Genomic DNA, 17,977 nt, shown 5'->3' on the forward strand with positions numbered 1-17,977 from the left:
ACGCGCCCGATGCCCACCTGACGGGTGCCCCGATACCGGATCACCCACGCCCCCGGGACGATCGGTTGCCCCGATCGGCGCGCGAGAAGTCCCGTGAGGCTGGAAGCCTCCGGCAAACCCGGGTACGGATCAAGCGATTCGCCGGGTTGTGACATGGGGCCGGCGCAATTGCCCGCCGGGTGCACCGTTCGGTTCGTACCATGTGGCGCGCGGGGTCCTTCGAACCGCTCCCGGACAGGCGCCGGGGAATCGGTTGTCGCGAAGACGACAGCAGGAGGGGGGTCCGTCACATGGTGGTCCGGGTACGTGTTCTCGGCCATGTCTGCGTAGACGGCCCCGCGGGCCGCGCCGCGGAGGATCTCCTGGGCGGACCGCAGGCCCAACTCGTATTCGCCGCGCTGGCCCTGGGCCGCCGGCATCCGGTGCCGCGCGAGGAGTTGGCCGCGCTGTTGTGGCCGGAGCAGGCGCCCAAGTCGTGGGAGGGCGCGCTGCGCGGTGTGCTCAGCCGGGTCCGCGGCTTCCTGGGCCAGGCCGGGTACGACGCGTCCTCGGTGCTGCGCCACCGGGCCGGCTGCTACGTACTGTCCCTGCCCGAGGGCACCGAGGTCGACGTGGAGGCAGCCGAGAGCGCGCTGATCGAGGCCGAGGCGCTCGCCGTGCACGGCGCGTTCGCGCAGGCCCGATCCCGGGCCCACGACGCGCACGAGATCCTGGCGCTGCCGTTTTTGCCCGGACAGGACGGCGACTGGGTCAACGAGCGGCGCACCCGCTGGCGCTCGGCCCGGCTGCGCGCGCTCGCCGTGTCGGTGACCACCGAACTGCACCTGGGCCGGGCCGACGCGGCGGTGACCCGGGCCGCCCAACTCGTCGACCTGGACCCCTTTCGAGAGAGCAGCCACCGCCTGCTGATGACCGCGCACGCGGCCGGCGGCGACCGGGCGGCGGCGCTGCGCGCGTACGAACGATGTCGACGGCTGCTCAACACCGAGTTGGGGGTGGGGCCGTCGCCGGAGACCGAGTCGGCCTTCCTGCGCCTGCTCGGCGACGCCACGCCGCAACCGCTGCCGGTGCCCGCGCCCGCCGCGCGCTTCGCGTCGCCCACGCCCGGCGGGGACGCGCCGCCCGCTCCTGCCCCCACCCGCTCGGCGCACGACGTGTTCCCGCACGGCGCGCCGGGGCCGATCGTGGGCCGCTCGGCCGAGTTGCGCCTGCTGGAGGAGTCCGTGCGGGCCGAGGTCGGCTCGCGCGTACTGCTCGTCAGCGGCGACGCCGGGATCGGCAAGTCGTTCCTGTTGAGCGAGTTCGCCACCCGGGCCGGCCGCGACGCGCTGGTGCTGACCGGGCGCAGCGACGAGGGCGTGGCCGCGCCGTTCCAACCGTTCGTGACGATGTTGCGCGCGCATCTCGCCGAGGTCGCGGCCGAGGAGTTGCGCGAGCGGGTCGGCGACCTGGGCGGCGAGTTGCACCGGCTCCTGCCCGAACTGCCGCTGGAACCGGCCGGCCTGATCCAGCCTCAGGGCCCGCCCGACTCGGACACCGAGCGTTACCGGCTGTTCGAGGCGGTGGCCGGGGTGTTCCGGCACGCGGCGACCGAGCGCGATCTGGTGCTGCTGCTCGACGACGTGCACTGGTCCTCGACCTCGACCATGCTGATGTTGCGGCACGTGGCGCGGGCGCTGGTCGGCACCCGCGCGGTGATGGTGATCGCCTACCGCGACACCGGACTCGGCTCGGTGCATCCGATGACCCGGCTGATCGCCGACCTCTACCGCGACCTGCACCCCGTGCACGTGCCGCTGGGCGGCCTGGACGTGGCGGCCCTGGTCGAACTCGCGCACGTGCTGGCCGGCCCGCTGCCGCCGCGCGCCGAGGGTGTACGGGCACACGTGCTGCGCGAGCTCAGCGACGGCAATCCGCTGCTGGCCACCGAGTTGCTGCGCCAGTGGGCGGATGTCAGCGACTGGTCGGCGCTGGGCAAGAGCGTGCCCGCGGACGTCCCGCGCCGGGTGCGCAACGTGCTCCGGCAGCGGCTCCTGGGCCTGCCGCAGTCCACCCTGGAGGCCCTCACCGTGGCCGCCGTGGTCGGCCCGGCCTTCGACATCGACCTGGTCGCGGCGGTGCACCCGGGCGGATTCGACACCGTCGTGGACGCCCTCGACGACGCGGAGCGCGCCCACGTGGTGCGCGCCGAGGAGACCGATCGTCCGGGCCGCTTCACCTTCGTCCACGCGCTGGTGCGCTCCACGCTCTACCAGGAGTTGCCCACCGCGCGTCGGCTGCAACTGCACCGCAAGGTCGGTCTGGCCCTGGAGGCCCGCGGCGACCGGGACGCGCATCTGCCGGAGTTGGCCCACCACTTCCGGCTGGCCTGCCGGTTCGGCGAGGCCCGGCGCGCCTTGGACTACGCGTGGCGCGCGGGCGACGAGGCGCGGGACGGCGGCGCGTTCGAGGTCGCCGCCGAGCACTACCGGCAGGCGCTGGAGGTGTTGCCGATGGTGAGCGATCCGGCCCCGGAGACCCGCTGCGACCTGCTGCTCTCGCGCGGCGCGGCGCTGGATCGGTGCGGCGATCGGCGCTGCCGGGAGGTGCTGCGTCGGGCCGCGGAGGAGGCCCGAGCGCTGGCCGATCCGCGCCGGCTGGGCCGGGTCGCGCTGGCCATGGTCCGCCTCGGGCAGGTCTATCAGGTGGGCGTGGACCTGGAGTTGGTCGCGCTGTTGCGCGAGGCGCTGGCGGCGTTGCCGATCGCGTCCGGGCTGCCCGCCGACAACGCGCTTCGCTCGCTGCTGCTGGCCGCGCTCGCGGTGGCGCTCACCTTCGGGCACGATCGCGAGGCCCGGCTGACCATGCTCTACGAGGCGCTGGACGCGGCCCGCGAATCGGGCTCGCACGACGCGCTGGCGCAGGGCTTGGAGGCGCATCACCTGGCCGCGTCCGGGCCGGACCTGGTCGACGAGCGGCTGCGGATGAGCAGCGAGTTGACCGTGCTCTCCGGGCTGACCGGGGATCAGGAGTCGCTGTTCCGCAGCCACTTGAACCAGGCCTACGACCTGGTGGTGTGCGGGTCGATCCCGGCCGCCGAGCGCGAGTACGCGCAGGCGCAGCGGGTGGCCCGGCGGTTGCGACACCCGTGGTTCACGTGGGAGGTGCTGATCTACCGCTGTGGCCTGGAGTTGCTGCGCGGGCGGACCGCGCGGGCGAGCGACGTGCTGGCCGAGGCGCTGCGGCTGGCCCGGCGGTCGGCGCTGCCGCGCGAGGCGGTGCGCTCGTTCAACCTGTCGCAGATCCTGGCGGTGCGCTGGGAGCAGGGCCGGTTGGGCATGATGGCGCGCCGGACCGGGGTGGCCGCCGGGTGGTCGCGGGACGTGTCGTGGTGGCGGGTGCAGGCGTGCTGGGCGGCGTCCGCGTCGGCCGATCCGAAGTCGGCGCGCGAGGAGTTCCACACGTTGTGTGTGCCGGGCTTCGCGACGATACCGGTGGACCTGTTGTGGACCGGGTCGCTGATGCGGCTGGGCGAGGTAGCGATCGAACTGGGCGATGTGGAACGCGGGCTGCTCGTGAGCGAGGCGCTGACCCCGTACGCTGAACATCTGGACTGGACCGGCTCCTCGCTCGGCCCGGTGCGCCGGGTGCTCGGCGGGCTGGCCGCGATCGTCGGCGACGGGGTCGCGGCCCGCGCGCAGTTCGAGGCCGCGTACGCCCGATGCGTCGAACTGGGGCTGCCCGGGCACGCTGAGCGAACACTCGGGGACGCCGTGCGATTGCTCGGTGAGCCGTTGGACACCGGCACCTCCCCGCTTCGCTGACTGGCTGTCACCTTGCGCTTTCGCGCTGCTCTGACGCTGTTCTGACGCTGTTTGCCTACCGTTGGTGACGACCCGGCCGGTGTGCCGGGTGCGGAACGGGGAGGACGGGGCAATGGGGATTTCGGGCGCCGGATCGGCGGTGGCGCACGACGCCGACCGCGGCACGTTCAGTGTGTTGGGTTGGCCTGTCGTGTGCTTCGAGTCGTTCCATCGTGTGGAGTTGCCACGCCGGCTGGAGGGCGGTCTCGGCGAGCGGGTCGCGTGGGACGTGGCCGGCCGGGCCCCGATCGCGCTGTGCATGCCCAACGGCCAGGCGTACAGCTATGTCGAGGATCGCGGCGAGGTGCGGATCGTGCCCGGGGTGAGCGCGGACGCCGAGTTGGTGGTCGAGCTCGAATCCGGCGCGTGGCAGGACTACCTCTACGAGCTGCGCACCAGTCGGGGGCTGGTCGAGTCGCACGCGGTGCGGTTCGTGCGCGGCGAGTTCGCCGACTGGGACGTGTGGGAGCCGGCCATCCGCTGCATGTACTCGGGCACCCCCATCTATCACCCCGAGACGTTGGACCTGCGCGACCTCGCCGATCGTCCGATCGACCTGCACCGCGACTTCACCACCCGGGACGAGCCGGACGACATGGCGCATTTCCTGCGCGCCACCGGCTACCTGGTGGTGCGTCAGGTCTTCGACGCGGACCGGGTCGAGGAGTTGGCGGGCGAAGTGGACCGGATCCGGGGCCTGTGCCGCGAGGGCGACCGCGGGTCGCTGTGGGCGGACGGCCCCAACGGCCTGCGCTCGCCGTACCGGTTGACCTATCTGGGCATGCGCTCGCCGCGGATCGCCGCGCTGGCCGACGACCCGACGGTGCGCATGTTGTGCGGCCTGGCGGGTCAGGACGTGGTCGCGGTGACCGACCGCGACTCCGGACAGATCGCGGTTCTCAAGGAGTTCGGCACCGCGCCCGAACCGCTGTCCGTCCCGGACCTGCCCTGGCACAAGGACTGCGCGCTCGGCGGTTGTCCGATCACGTGTCCGCGGGTGCACGTGGGCATCCGCCTGGACGCGGTGAGCCAGGACAGTTCGCAGTTGTACGCGCTGGCCGGCTCCTGGGGCACGGTCGCGCACGAGCGGTATACGCCGGCCCAGTGGGAGAACCTGCCGGTGGTCGGCATCACCACCGAACCGGGCGACGTGACCGTGCACATGGGCTGCGGCCTGCACGCGGGCCCCGCCGCCACCGGCACGGCCCGCCGCCGCACCCTCTACGTCCAGTTCGACAACCCGCGCATCTTCGACGTCACCAACCCCTACGAAACCTACGAACAGGTGATCCCCGGCTACGGCAGCGGCGACCTGCTGACCATGTCCCGGATGTAGCCCGCGCACGGGCTCGCGGGCGATGCGGGCCGGGCGGTGGTCAGCGGGGGTGGCGGACGGTGATCCTGGCCTGGGCGTCGGCTTCCAGGGAGGCTTTGGCACCCTCGGCGTCGGTGACCGAGACGTGGATGGTGAGCACGCCGGGCTTCGGGGCGGGCTCGAAGGTGATGCGCCAGGAGGTGGGATTGGTGATGCCGAGTTTGGTCCGGGCCACGCCGACCAGGCCGGGCAGGCGTTCGTAGGGGACGGCGTTCAGGTCGATCGCCGTCCCGGGCGCGGCCGGAGTGCCCAGGATGCCGCGTACCGCCATGACGTGTTCCTCGATGGTGAGTTCGGCGGCGCTGCTCGTGCGCATCCCCTTGATCAGCGATTCAGCCGCGCGCCGCATCTCGCCATCGCTCAGCATCGCCTCCGAACTCGCCGTCCCGCTGACCGTCGAGGTCGTCGTCGAGGTCGTCGTCGAGGTCGTCGGCCACGAGAAGCCGTCGGACATGGTCGTGGTCGTGGAGGACGAGGAGGACGTCGTCGTGGACTCGTCGACCGCGGCGAACAGGTCCGCGCGGAACGGCAGGACCACGAGCGCGGCGCCCAGCAGCAGGCCCAGCGTGCCGAGCAGGCAGAACGAGCCCTCGTCCTTGGGGCCGGCGAGCAACGCGGACTCCGGGGCGGAGTCCACCGATTCGGTCGCCGCCCGGCGTGCCCACGCCTCGGTCGGCTCGGTGACGATCTCGACGTCCCACGGCTCGTCGGGGCGGTACCGCACCACCACGACATCGCGTGGCCGGTAGTCGGGGATGTCGACCAGGTTGATGTCCTGGCGCGTCTCGACCCGGTACGCCGACCGCTCGTCCGGTGCCACCGTCAGCACGAACTCGACCGGCACGTTGGCCGACTCGCCGCTGATCGCCCGGCGACTCTCGATCACGGCCAGCGCGGTCCGGGCCGGCGTGCGCGGGTTCCGTGCCCGGTGGAGGCGACCCGCGACGGAGACGACGATCACGTTGAGCACCAACAGCGCCACACCGATCGCCGCCACGAGCCAACGTTCGAGAATCGCCCCGACCACGAAGCAGGCCGGCGCGACGCCGATCACCCCGCCGGACAGGAATCCGGACACGGCGGCCTTGAGCCGCACGCGTGCGGTACTGCGGGTCTCGACGATCGCCATGGCGGCGATTGTGCCGGGCTCGGATGGACGGGAAAAGGCGGCCGGGCGAAATGCGGATCGGGGTTCCCGGGACGTGGGGAGATCCCCCGATTCGGCCCCGGGCGGCGGCGAGCCGGCTCACGAACTCGTCGACGTCCCCGCTCTCCGGTCGGCCGCCGCGCCGCTCACCATGCGGCCGGGAACCTCACCCGCCGCCCCGGCTCAGTGCCGGACCGCGTGGCCGATCTCCGCCTTGTTCGGGTCGGTCAGCTTCCGATTGCTCTTCGCGGTGCCCTTGGCCTGCGTACCCGCCTCGACGTCGTCGATGTTCATCACGATCGTGTCCAGCAGCTTGCCGCCCGCGTCGCGGAACTCGACCGAGAGCGTGTAGTCGACGGTCTTGGAGGTGTTGTTGACGACGGTGACCTCGGCTACGGTGCGGTCGCCGTCGGCCCGGATCGACCCGACCGAGGCGTCCGCCGTCGCGTCCAGGCCGCCCTTGATCTCCTTCAGCTTCGAGGCCGCCGCGGCGCTCGCGGAGGACAGCGCGTCCCTCGCCTCCGAGCCCGCCGAGTTCAGCGCCGACGAGATCGCCGCCGTGGGCACCGACTTGCCGTCTCCGTTGCCGTCGTTGTCGTCGCTGCACGCCGCCGAGGTCAGGGCCAGCGCGGCGGCGATCGAGAGCGCGCCGACGGTACGCACGTACTTGCTCGCCATGTTCGTCGCTCCTCGCGTGGGTCGCGGAGGTCGACTCGGACGCCCGCGTACGAACAGCACGAATGTCCGCGTATCGGGCCGGCTAAACGCATGGCCGGGTTGCCGGGCTTTCGATTCCGCCTCTGAGCAGGATGCTTACCTATTTGCCAGTACCTGACTTATTAGTAGGTACTTGTAGGAAGGAGTGTGCCGGTCAAGCATGGTGTCAGCGGCGGACACCACGCCTGCCCCACCCCTTCGAAGCTTGGAGAAACCCTGTGAGCGAGCAGCACCGGACCCCCGTGACCGTCCTCGGCCTGGGCGCGATGGGTCGGGCGATCGCCGACACGATCCATCGGGGCGGCCACCCCACCACCGCCTGGAACCGCACCGCCGGCCGGGCCGATTCCCTGGTCGCCAAGGGCGTCGCCCTCGCCGCCGACCCGGTCGCCGCCGTCGAGGCGTCGCCGGTGGTCGTGGTGTGTCTGCTCGACGACGAGTCGGTACGCGGCACACTGACCCCGCTCGTCGACGCGCTGGCCGGCCGACTGGTGGTCAACGTGACCACGGTGACCCCGAAGCAGGCCCGACAGACCTCGGCCTGGGCCGTCGAGCACGGCATTCATTACCTCGACGGCGCGATCATGGCGACCCCGGAGATGATCGGCCTGCCGGTCGCGTCACTGCTGTACAGCGGCTCGCAGGAGGGCTTCGACACCCACCGCGAGCTGCTGGAACTGCTCGGCGGTGCTCGCTGGTTCGGCACCGACGCGGGCCTGGCGTCGCTGTACGACCTGGCCCTGCTGGGGTCGATGTACTCGATGTTCGCCGGTGTGGCGCAGGGCGCCGCGATGGTGGCGAGCGAGGGCGTTGCGGCGGCCGAGTTCGTGGCGATGGCCGGACCCTGGATCGACGCGATGCTCTCGGCCCTGCCGTACCACGCCGAGTACTACGACAGCGGCGACTACACCACCGAGGTACAGAGCCTGGACTTCAACAAGGCGGCCGTCGACACCATCGCCGAGGCCGCCCGCGACCAAGGCGTCGGCACCGACGTGGTCGCCGCCGTGCAGACCCTGATCGACCGCCAGGTGGCGGCCGGCCACGGCAAGGACGGCTTCGCCCGGATCTTCGAGAGCATCCGCCGCCCGATTCCCCCCGCCTGACCCGACACGGCACCGGCGGGTCCGGCGGGCCGGTCGACACAGCGACCCCGGAAACACCCACCACGCCTGGCCCGACACGCCCGACCCACCACGCCCGATCCACCGCGTTCCGGCCACGCGGCGGGATCGGGCTTCGTCATGCCCGGCCGAGCCCGCTCCGGTCGACTCCGGCTCGGGCCCGACGCCCATGCCCCCTTCCAACCCGACACTCCCCTTGAATAGTTCACCAGGTTAAGTTACAACACGTAACGTAAATCCCGAGGAGCGCGCCCGTCCCCGAGACTCGCCGCCGGCACTCGCCCGCCCTGAATCGGCCGCGCCGATCCGGCATTCGTGATTCCGGCACAAGTAATAGGGAGAACAGCCCATGGCCGATCTGCTGGTACGCGGAGGAACCGTCGTGGACGGAACGGGGGCGGCCCCGATCCGAGCCGACGTGCGGATCACGGACGGGGTGATCGTCGAGGTCGCCCCCGACCTGGCCCCGAACGGCGGCACCGAGCGCGTCGTCGAGGCGGCCGGCGCCTACGTCGCCCCCGGCTTCATCGAGGCCCACACGCACGTCGACGGCGCCATGTGGTGGAACCCGGACCTGGACCCACTGCCCGCCTACGGCACCACCACGGTCGTCTTCGGCAACTGCGGCATGTCGGTCGCACCACTGCGGGAGAGCGCGCGCGGACCCGTGCTCGACCTGTTCTGCTTCCTCGAGGACCTCCCGCTCTCCGCCTTCCAGGACAAGGTGCCGTGGACATGGGAGCGCTGGCCGGAGTACAGCAGCGCGGTCAAGGGCCAAGCCGTCGCGGTCAACGTGGCCGGATTCGTCGGGCACCTGGCCCTGCGCACCACGGTGATGGGCGCCGAGGCGTCCTGGTCGCGCGCGGCGACGCCGGAGGAGATCGCCGAGATGGCCGCACTGCTCGACGAGTCGTTGACTCATGGAGCAATCGGTTTGTCGACCAATGTGTTCGACAAGGACCGTTACCTCGAGCCGGTGCCGACCCGGCTGGCCGAGGACGACGAGTTCGAGGCGCTCGCCGACGTACTCGCCCGGCATCCCGGCGCGACGCTCCAGGTGATCACCCGGTTCAACGAGCCGGAGAGCATCGACGCCGATGTGGAGCGATTCGCCCGAATCTGCAAGCCGCGCGGGATCCGCGCCCAATGGACCGCCATCCCGTCCACCGTGCGTGAGGACTACCTGCGGGAACAGACCATCGCGCTGCATCGCCGGCTGCGCGCGGACGGCGTGGACTTCTGGCCCAATGTCCCGCATAAGCCGCTGGAGCCGTTCTTCAACTTCGAGCGCGCGCTCACCTTCCAGCGAGTGGCCGCCTGGAACCACTGGATCAACGGTCCGGCCGAGACCAAGCTCGCCACGCTGGCCGATCCGCAGTGGCGGGCGCAGGCCCGCGAGGACTGGGACAACCGGGTCTCGTCGTCGACATCTCGACTGGATCGCCCCGAGTCGCTGATCTTCGCGATCTCCGAGACCGGCCACGGCCCACTGGACATCTCGCTCAAGGAGTACGCGGACCGGGAGGGACTGCACATCTCCGACGCATTGGCCACCTGGATCGGCGACAACGGCATCCTGTCCTGCCTGCGCGGCATCCCCGACGCGTTCGACGAGCCGGTCGTGGCCGGCCTGTTCAACGAGCCGCACACGCTGACCAACATCAACGACTCCGGCGCGCACCTGCAGCTCTTCTGCGGTTCGGGCGAGAACGTGTACCTGCTCACCCGGTACGTGCGCGACACCGGCCTGATGCGGGTCGAGGAGGCGGTCCACAACCTGACCGGCAAGCTCGCGGGCTTCTTCGGCCTGGGCGACCGGGGCGTGATCGCGCCGGGCCTGGCCGGCGACCTGGTGGTGTTCGCGCTCGACGAGATCGAGGTGCGACCCGAGGAGAAGCGCTACGACAACCCGGACGGGTCGTGGCGGTTCACCCGGGGGCCGGCCGGCGTACGGGCCACCATCGTGCGCGGGGTGCCCACCGTGCTCGACGCCGAGCCCACCGGAGAGCGGCCGGGCACGATGGTGGGGCTCGTTTCGCGGCCCGACTGACGGAACGTCACACAAGCGCGCTTACCCTTGAGGTACGGCGGTGGGTTCACCGACCCACCGCCGTGTCACGTTTTTGTGACGATCCGCCCTAGGCGGTGTCATGCGACACGCGCCGACGGGACGCTACGGCCAACGTGATCGATGCCACGGACCGCGTACGGGGAGCGGACCTGGGGCCTCTTCACAGCAGGCATGCGCGGAGGGCAACCTTGTGGACACGGGCAACCGCTTCCACGGCCGAAAAAAGCTCGAACAGCGTCCGAATTGCGCTGTTTTGGGCGGGACCGGCACGCCAGGAGCGATCACCGCCGGAAGCGCGATGGCCCTCCGTCTAGGTAGCATCCGCCGAGTGCCGCCCGTTACCGACGGGCACGCCCCCCGACAAAGGTTCTCGATGAGTGACGATTCCCCCTCGCCGGCATCGGCGGGGTACGCGCAGAGGCAGCGGCCGCGCCTGGCCAAGGGAGCTTCTCCCTGGCTCGTGCCGACGGCTGTGACCGGCGCGTTGACCGGCTTGGCAGCACTGCGTAACCGGCGCTGGGCCTTCGCGGCCGTGCCGACGCTGGCGCTCACCGGTGGCATGCTGTGGTTCTTCCGTGACCCGGAGCGCACCATCCCCACCGATGGCGTGATCGCCTCGGCCGATGGTGTGGTCCAGAGCATCGACGCCTGGCCCGACGGCCGCACTCGGATCGCGACGTTCATGAGTCCGTTGAACGTGCACGTGAACCGTGCGCCGCTCGACGGCGTCGTGAAGTCCGTGGAGCACAAGGCCGGCGGGTACGTCCCGGCGTTCAACAAGGAAAGCGAGCACAACGAACGCGTTGTGTGGATCTTCGACACCGCGATCGGCGACGTGGAGCTGGTGCAGATCGCCGGCACCGTGGCGCGCCGGATCGTGCCGTACCTGGAGCCGGGTACCGAGGTCGCCTGCGGCGACCGGATCGGGCTGATCCGGTTCGGTTCGCGCGTGGACGTGTACCTGCCGCCGGGCGTCGAGCCCGCGGTGACCGTGGGACAACGGACAACGGCGGGAGAGACACGTCTTGACCGGGACTGATTACGACGATACGGCCGACCTGGAAGCCCCCGAACTGAACATTCTGGGCACCCCGGTCGAGGACGATCCGCAGGCGTGCCTGTCCGCGCGGATCTCGGTCGCGGACGTACTCACGCTGGGCAACGCGGCGAGTGGCTTCATGGCGATCTACTTCCTCGCCTGTTCGGTCATGGCGCAGCGCGGCGGCGACGTCGGTGTGTCGGCCGAGCGGAGCATGGCCGCGGCCGTGGTGCTGATGCTGATCGGCGCGCTGTGCGACCTGTGCGACGGCATGGTGGCGCGCAAGCTGCGGATGTCCTCGCTCGGCGCGCAGTTGGACAACCTCGCGGACGTGATCACGTTCGGCGTCGCACCGGCGTTCTTCGTGGTCACCTGGGCGGCCGTGCCGCTGAACACCGGGCAGGCGCCCGCAGCCGTCCTGGTGGCGCTGTCGGTGCTGATCGCGGGTGTACTGCGGCTGGCGAGATTCGCGACCACCCCGGGGCGTCCCGGGGTGTTCCAGGGCATGCCCATCCCGATGGCCGCGATGACGGTCGTCTCGATCGTGCTGCTCGACCTGCCGTTCACGCCCGCCGCGGTGCTGATCGTGGCCGTGTCCGGACTCATGGTGAGCCGGATCGAGTACCCGAAGCCGCAGGGCAACATGGCGATCCTGGTGATGGCCGGCATCGGTCTGAGCATGAGCTGCCTGATCGCCTGGGCCGCCGACGCGCCGGGCAGCGAGTGGATGCTCAACATGGGCGCCACCACCCAGGTCACCCTGGCGCTGCTCGTCCCCGCGATGGCGATGGCCCGCAAGGGCGTCGAGCGCATCGGCCTGCGGATGATCCGTTAGCCGTACCGCGACGAACAACGCGAAGCGCCGTCACCCTCCGGGGTGGCGGCGCTTCGCGTTGTCGGCCGGCGATCCGCCCGGGGCGGTGCTATCTCAGCCGGTGCGCCAGCCCGGTGAACCGTTTGCCGGCCGAGACGGTACGCACCGCCTGGCCGAGCGCGCGCCGCGATCCGACCAGGACCACGAGTTGCTTGGCGCGGGTGATCGCGGTGTAGAGCAGATTGCGCTGGAGCATCATCCAGGCACCCATGGTGACCGGGACCACCACCGCCGGATACTCGCTGCCCTGTGAGCGGTGGATGGTGACCGCGTAGGCGTGCGACAACTCGTCGAGTTCGGCGAAGTCGTAGTCGACCTCCTCGTCCTCCTCGGTGCGCACCACGAGCTTCTGCTCCTCGGGGGAGAGTGCGATCACCACACCGCCGGTGCCGTTGAAGACGCCGTTCGCGCCCTTGTCGTAGTTGTTGCGGATCTGGGTGACCTTGTCGCCGACCCGGAACGTGCGCCCGCCGAAGCGCTTCTCCGGCAGGCCCTCGCGGGCGGGGGTCAGGGCCTGCTGGAGCAGCAGGTTGAGCGCGCCGGCGCCGGCCGGGCCCCGGTGCATCGGGGCGAGCACCTGGATGTCGCGGCGCGGGTCCAGGCCGAATCTGCGCGGGATGCGGCGGGCCACCACGTCCACGGTGAGGCCGGCCGCGTCCTCGGTCTCCTCGGCGGGGAAGAGGAAGAAGTCGGTCAGGCCGTCGGTGATCGGCGGCCGGCCGGCGTTGATCCGGTGCGCGTTGGTCACCACGCCGGACTGCTGGGCCTGGCGGAAGATCTGCGTCAGCCGGACCCGGGGCACCCGCTCGGCGGCGAGCAGGTCGCGCAGCACCTCGCCGGCTCCCACGCTGGGCAACTGGTCGACGTCGCCGACGAACAGCACGTGCGCGCCGGTCGGTATCGCCTTGATCAGCTTGTTGGCCAGCAGCAGGTCGAGCATCGAGGCCTCGTCGACCACGACCAGGTCCGCGTCCAGCGGCTTGTCCTGGTCGTAGGCCGCGTTGCCGCCCGGCTGGAGCTGCAACAGGCGGTGCACGGTGGCCGCCTCACACCCCGTCAACTCGGCCAACCGCTTGGCCGCCCGGCCGGTGGGCGCGGCCAGGATCACCTTGGCCCCGCGCGCACGGGCGAGTTCGACCACGGAGCGCACGGTGAAGCTCTTGCCGCAGCCGGGGCCGCCGGTGAGCACCGCGACCTTGCTGGTCAGCGCGAGCCGGACGGCCTGTTCCTGTTCGGCCGCCAGCGCGGTGCCGGTGCGGGCGCGCAGCCAGGCCAGCGCCCGGGTCCAGTCCAGTTCGGCGAACGCGGCCAGCCGGTCCTCACGCGCGCCCAGGAGGGCGCGCACCCGGCCCGCGAGCGAGAGTTCGGCGCGGTGGAAGGGCACCAGGTAGACCGCCTGGACGGGATCGCCCTGGGTGCCGGAGACGGTGACCGGCCCGGGCAGTTCCTCGCACACCACCCCGTCCTCGCCCACCAACTCGTTCAAACAGCGCACTACGAGGTCGGAGGGCACGTCCAGGATCTTCACCGCCTCGGCCACCAGGACGTCGGCGGGCAGGTAGCAGTGGCCGCTGTCCGAGCCCTCGGACAGCGTGTACTGCAATCCGGCCTTGATCCGCTGCGGCGCGTCGTGCGGTATCCCGACGGCCTTGGCGATCGCGTCGGCGGTCTTGAAGCCGATCCCCCACACGTCGGCGGCCAGCCGGTACGGCTCGGTGCGCACGACGGTGATCGACGCGTCGCCGTACTCCTTGAAGATGCGCACGGCGGGTGACGTGGAGATGCCGATGCCCTGGAGGAAGACCATCACCTCCTTGATCGCCTTCTGCTCCTCCCACGCGGCGGCGATCAGCTTGGTCCGCTTGGGGCCCAGGCCGGGCACCTGGATGAGTTGCGTGGCGTCCTCGTCGATCACGTCGAGCGAGCGCACGCCGAAATGCTCGACGATCCGGTCGGCGGTCTTGGGGCCGATGCCCTTGATCAGTCCCGAGCCGAGGTAGCGCCGGATGCCCTGCACGGTGGCCGGCAGCACGGTGCTGAACGAATCGACCTGGAACTGCTTGCCGAACTGCGGGTGGCTGCCCCAGCGGCCGCGCATCCGGATCGACTCGCCCGGTTGGGCGCCGAGCAGCGCGCCGACCACGGTGAGCAGTTCGGTGCCGTGCCGGCCGGTGTCCACTCGGGCGACGGTCCAGCCGTTCTCGTCGTTCTGGTAGGTGATGCGCTCCAGAACGGCTTCGAGAACGGCCCCTCCCCCGGCCCCGCCATCGGCCCCGGGCGGCATGCCCGGCAACGTGCCTGTCATAGCGCCCGAGACTAGCCAACCGGGGTGACAGCAGAACTAGAACACGTTCTCTTTACGCTCGTCGACACCATTGACTGTGTCACATAACGGCGGTACGTTCCGAGGACTCCATGCTCCGAGCCGCAAGCTCCCGCAGCTCAAAGACCGTTAGGACACACGCATGCCCGTCATCAACGAGCAGGTCGAGATCGCTGCCGGCCCCGAGGCCGTGTGGGCGAAGCTGACCGACTACAGCGTCTTCGGCGAGTGGATGGTCCCGCACGTCGAGTTTCCGAACGGCGCCCCGGAGAAGCTCGAAGCCGGCGTGACGTACGACGAGAAGATGAAGCTGATGGGCTTCCCGGCGGACATCAAGTGGACGATCAAGGACGTCGAGGCGGGCAAGTCGCTGGCTCTGGACGGCAAGGGCCCGATGGGCGTCATCATGACCGAGGTCTTCATCGTCGAGGCCGCGGGCGAGGGCTCGGTGTTGCGGATCGAGTCCGAGGTCAAGGGCGGCGCGGTGCAGATGATGGCCGGCAAGGTCACCAAGGCCACCCAGGAGGCGCTGATCGAGTCGCTGGCGAAGTTCGCCGCGCTCGTCAAGTAACCCGCGCGCCGCGCGCGGCCGTCGCCGCCCACCCGGCGACGCCCCACGACGACCATCCCCCGGTGAGCACACCCGGGCGGATGGTCGTCGCGCGTACGGGGTGCGCCCGCTCGCCGCGTTCGCCTGGAACAATGGCGATCCGTCACCGAGCGCCGCGAACCCCTGGAGGAACCCGACGTGCCGTCGACTTCCGCCCACTTCCCGTGGGCCCTGCACCGGACCAGGCTCGACAACGGTCTGCGTGTGGTGGTCTGCCCCGACAGCACGGTGCCGCTCGCCGCGGTCAACCTCTGGTACGACGTGGGCTCGCGGCACGAGGTCGAGGGCAAGCACGGCTTCGCCCACCTCTTCGAGCACCTGATGTTCGAGGGTTCCGCGCACGTGGACAAGGGCGGTCACTTCGCCGCGATCGAGGGCTGCGGCGGCGACGGCATCAACGCGTCCACCAGCGCGGACCGCACGAACTATTACCAGACGGTGCCCTCGGGGCAGCTCGAACTCGCGCTGTGGCTCGAAGCCGACCGGATGGGCTCGCTCGCGCTGACCCAGGAGACCCTGGACAACCAGCGCGAGGTGGTCAAGAACGAGCGCAGGCAGCGCTACGACAACGTGCCCTACGGGACCTGGAGCGAGGAGATGATGGCCCTCGCCTACCCCGAGGGGCACCCGTACGCGACGTCCACGATCGGCTCGATGGCGGAGCTGGACAGCGCCGAACTCGCCGACTTCACCGCGTTCCACGAGACCTACTACGCGCCGGACAACGCGGTGCTGACCGTGGTCGGCGACGTGCGGCCCGAGCACGTGGTCGCCCTGGCCGAGCGGTACTTCGGCGGGATCGCCCCGCGCGGCTCGTTCCCGCAGCCCACCCCGGCGCCGCTGCCGCCCCGGTTCGGGACCGGCCGGCACGTGCGGGTGCACCGGGACGTGCCCGCGCCGCGCCTGTTCCTGTGCCACCGCGCGCCACGCTTCGGCAGCCCGGACGCGGCCGCCTCCAGCGTGCTCGCGACCGCCGTGGGCCGCGGCCGGGGCAGTCGGCTGTACCGCGAGTTGGTCACCGCGCGCAATCTGGCCCAGGCCTCCGGCGCGTTCCTGTCCGCGTGGGGCCACCTGCACTTCGAATCGGTGCTGATGGGCTCGTGCGCGCCCAGTGAGGGCGTCGAGCCGGGCGAGTTGCTCGACGCCTACGTCGCGGTCTGCGACCAGGTCGCCCGCGAGGGGGTGACCGAGGCCGAACTCGACCGGGTCCGGGCCGTGTTGTCCGGCGACTGGCTGCGCGAGCTGGCCACCGCGGGCGGCCGGGCCGACGCGATCGGCCGGTTCACCACCCGCTTCGGCGACGCGGAGTCGATCCGCGACCACCTCGACGAATTGCTCGCGGTCACCGCCGAGGACGTGCACCGGGTGGCCCGCGAACTGCTGCACCCGGACAACCGGATCGTGCTGGAGTTTCGGCCCGAGGCCGCCGAAGCCGGTGCCGACATCGACACGAACGAGCCGGAGGCCGCCGCATGAGCGAGCACGTCGCGACCCGCCACACCCTGGTCGCCGAGCGACCCGCCGGCGCGGACCCGCGCCCGTACCGCTTCCCGGAGGTGCGCCGGGTCGCGGTGGCCGGCGGCGAGGTGATCGGCGCGCACCTGCCCGGCCGCAGCCTGGCCTGGAGCAAACTGGTCATGGAGAGCGGCGCGCTGCACGAACCGGTCGGCCTGGACGGCCTGGCCCGGATCACCTGCTCGCTGCTCGACGAGGGCAGCCTGGACCGCGACGCGGACGCCTTCGGGCTCGCCATCGAGGCGCTGGGCGCGCAATGGCGGCTCGCGTGCGGCTGGGAGACCCAGGAGGTCGGCCTCGACCTGCCCGCCGATCGGCTCGGCGCGGGCCTGGACCTGATCGCCGAGGCGGTTCGCCGGCCGGCGTTCGCCGACGCGGACGTCGAGCGCTTCCTCGCCGACCACGTGCGCTCGATGAAGACCTCCTGGGCCCAGCCCGGCACCCGCGCCGGACTCGCCTTCCGTCGGGCCCTGTTCGGCGCCGACAGCCGCCTCGGCGGCCTGCTCGGCGGCACTCCCGACACGGCACAGGCGCTGGACGCGGAGGCGATCCGGGCCTTCCACGCGAGCCGGATGACCGCACCCGGCACCCTCGCGGTGGTCGGCGACCTGGACACGATCGACCTGGCCGCACTGGGCCGCACCGTCTTCGCGGGCGCCGGCGGCACCACCTCGCGTGCGGACCCGGCCACGTTCGCAGGCACCCCCTCGACCGAGCGGGCGATCGTGGTGGACCGCCCCGGCGCCGTGCAGTCGGTGCTCCGGATCGGGCACACCGCGGCCCCCCGCTCGACCCCGGACCTGATCGCCATCGAGTTGTTCGCCGACGTGCTCGGCGGCGCCTTCGGCTCCCGGCTCAACCACCTGCTGCGCGAGGTCAAGGGCTACACCTACGGCGCGCACGCGAGCTTCGGCCACGGGCGCCGCTCCGGTGCGTTCACGGTGTCCTCCTCCGTGCACACCGAGGTGACCGCCGCCGCGATCGTGGACGCGATCGGCGAGGTCCGCCGGATGCACGCCGACGGCGTCACGCCCGACGAACTCGCCGCCACCCGCGCCCACTCGCTCGGCAGCATGCCGATCAACCTGCAAACCCCCGCGGGCATCGGCGGCCGGCTGATCGAGGCGATCGTGCACGACCTGCCGGACGACCACGTCACCCGCGAGTACGCCGAGATCCTGGCCACGGACGCGGACGCGGTCAACCGCGCCGCCGGCACCCACCTGCGCCCCGACGAACTCGCGGTGGTCGTCGAGGGCGACGCCGCGCGCATCGTCCCGGACCTGCGCGCGGCGGGCTTCGACGTGGTGATGTCCCAGGTGTGACTCCCGGGCGGTCGC

At 71.4% G+C, this 17,977-nt stretch carries 12 protein-coding genes; 9 read left to right on the forward strand and 3 right to left on the reverse strand.

Going from position 1 to position 17,977, the window contains the following annotated elements; translation table 11 throughout:
- Positions 1-290: 290 nt before the first annotated feature.
- Together ACIRL2_RS39580 and ACIRL2_RS39585 are read left to right on the forward strand one after the other, a co-directional pair.
- Positions 291-3,803, forward strand: coding sequence for an ATP-binding protein (locus tag ACIRL2_RS39580; RefSeq protein ID WP_395869080.1), 3,513 nt, complete (start codon positions 291-293; stop codon positions 3,801-3,803).
- A gap of 112 nt (positions 3,804-3,915) precedes the next feature.
- Complete coding sequence (locus tag ACIRL2_RS39585) at positions 3,916-5,178, forward strand: phytanoyl-CoA dioxygenase family protein (protein WP_395869082.1); 1,263 nt, start codon at positions 3,916-3,918, stop codon at positions 5,176-5,178.
- A gap of 40 nt (positions 5,179-5,218) precedes the next feature.
- Here ACIRL2_RS39585 and ACIRL2_RS39590 read toward each other — a convergent pair whose 3' ends face one another.
- Together ACIRL2_RS39590 and ACIRL2_RS39595 are read right to left on the reverse strand one after the other, a co-directional pair.
- Positions 5,219-6,346 carry a hypothetical protein gene (locus tag ACIRL2_RS39590; RefSeq protein ID WP_402238930.1) on the reverse strand — a complete coding sequence of 376 codons (1,128 nt, stop codon included), beginning with the start codon at positions 6,344-6,346 and terminating at the stop codon, positions 5,219-5,221.
- A 201-nt stretch (positions 6,347-6,547) separates the two neighbouring features.
- Positions 6,548-7,042, reverse strand: coding sequence for a hypothetical protein (locus ACIRL2_RS39595; RefSeq protein WP_395869086.1), 495 nt, complete (start codon positions 7,040-7,042; stop codon positions 6,548-6,550).
- Between the two features lie 257 nt (positions 7,043-7,299).
- Here ACIRL2_RS39595 and ACIRL2_RS39600 point away from each other — a divergent pair, with 257 nt between their 5' ends.
- The 4 genes from ACIRL2_RS39600 (at position 7,300) to pssA (ending at position 12,150) form a co-directional block, all read left to right on the forward strand.
- Positions 7,300-8,187: an NAD(P)-dependent oxidoreductase gene (locus ACIRL2_RS39600; protein ID WP_402238933.1), complete on the forward strand. Its 888-nt coding sequence runs from the start codon at positions 7,300-7,302 to the stop codon at positions 8,185-8,187.
- Between the two features lie 367 nt (positions 8,188-8,554).
- Positions 8,555-10,255, forward strand: a complete 1,701-nt coding sequence (locus ACIRL2_RS39605; RefSeq protein WP_402238935.1) for an amidohydrolase family protein — start codon at positions 8,555-8,557, stop codon at positions 10,253-10,255.
- Positions 10,256-10,649: 394 nt separating this feature from the next.
- Complete coding sequence (locus ACIRL2_RS39610; RefSeq protein ID WP_395869264.1) at positions 10,650-11,315, forward strand: phosphatidylserine decarboxylase; 666 nt, start codon at positions 10,650-10,652, stop codon at positions 11,313-11,315.
- The gene (pssA, locus tag ACIRL2_RS39615; RefSeq protein WP_395869092.1) at positions 11,302-12,150 is read left to right on the forward strand and encodes a CDP-diacylglycerol--serine O-phosphatidyltransferase; all 849 of its coding nucleotides are present in this window, start codon (positions 11,302-11,304) and stop codon (positions 12,148-12,150) included. The genes ACIRL2_RS39610 and pssA overlap by 14 nt, the downstream gene beginning before the upstream one ends.
- Before the next feature lie 88 nt (positions 12,151-12,238).
- Here pssA and ACIRL2_RS39620 read toward each other — a convergent pair whose 3' ends face one another.
- A complete protein-coding gene (locus tag ACIRL2_RS39620) occupies positions 12,239-14,473 on the reverse strand; it encodes an ATP-dependent RecD-like DNA helicase (RefSeq protein WP_395869266.1) in 2,235 nt (744 codons plus the stop codon).
- A 181-nt stretch (positions 14,474-14,654) separates the two neighbouring features.
- Here ACIRL2_RS39620 and ACIRL2_RS39625 point away from each other — a divergent pair, with 181 nt between their 5' ends.
- From ACIRL2_RS39625 to ACIRL2_RS39635, 3 genes are all read left to right on the forward strand, one after another.
- Positions 14,655-15,083, forward strand: coding sequence for an SRPBCC family protein (locus ACIRL2_RS39625; protein ID WP_395869094.1), 429 nt, complete (start codon positions 14,655-14,657; stop codon positions 15,081-15,083).
- A 177-nt stretch (positions 15,084-15,260) separates the two neighbouring features.
- Positions 15,261-16,598 carry a M16 family metallopeptidase gene (locus ACIRL2_RS39630; protein WP_395869096.1) on the forward strand — a complete coding sequence of 446 codons (1,338 nt, stop codon included), beginning with the start codon at positions 15,261-15,263 and terminating at the stop codon, positions 16,596-16,598.
- On the forward strand, positions 16,595-17,962 hold the full coding sequence (locus ACIRL2_RS39635) for a M16 family metallopeptidase (protein WP_395869098.1): 1,368 nt from the start codon (positions 16,595-16,597) through the stop codon (positions 17,960-17,962). Before ACIRL2_RS39630 ends, ACIRL2_RS39635 begins: the two co-directional genes overlap by 4 nt.
- Positions 17,963-17,977: the final 15 nt, after the last annotated feature.

The sequence above is a fragment of the Embleya sp. NPDC127516 genome (assembly GCF_044765325.1).
GTDB lineage: Bacteria > Actinomycetota > Actinomycetes > Streptomycetales > Streptomycetaceae > Embleya.

Bases quoted from the DNA above. Each gene is read 5' to 3' on its own strand.
- ACIRL2_RS39605 (WP_402238935.1), top strand. From the start codon at position 8,555: ATGGCCGATCTGCTGGTACGCGGAGGAACCGTCGTGGACGGAACGGGG.
- ACIRL2_RS39590 (WP_402238930.1), bottom strand. From the start codon at position 6,346: ATGGCGATCGTCGAGACCCGCAGTACCGCACGCGTGCGGCTCAAGGCC.
- ACIRL2_RS39635 (WP_395869098.1), top strand. From the start codon at position 16,595: ATGAGCGAGCACGTCGCGACCCGCCACACCCTGGTCGCCGAGCGACCC.
- ACIRL2_RS39580 (WP_395869080.1), top strand. From the start codon at position 291: ATGGTGGTCCGGGTACGTGTTCTCGGCCATGTCTGCGTAGACGGCCCC.
- ACIRL2_RS39595 (WP_395869086.1), bottom strand. From the start codon at position 7,042: ATGGCGAGCAAGTACGTGCGTACCGTCGGCGCGCTCTCGATCGCCGCC.
- ACIRL2_RS39585 (WP_395869082.1), top strand. From the start codon at position 3,916: ATGGGGATTTCGGGCGCCGGATCGGCGGTGGCGCACGACGCCGACCGC.
- ACIRL2_RS39610 (WP_395869264.1), top strand. From the start codon at position 10,650: ATGAGTGACGATTCCCCCTCGCCGGCATCGGCGGGGTACGCGCAGAGG.
- ACIRL2_RS39620 (WP_395869266.1), bottom strand. From the start codon at position 14,473: ATGCCGCCCGGGGCCGATGGCGGGGCCGGGGGAGGGGCCGTTCTCGAA.
- ACIRL2_RS39625 (WP_395869094.1), top strand. From the start codon at position 14,655: ATGCCCGTCATCAACGAGCAGGTCGAGATCGCTGCCGGCCCCGAGGCC.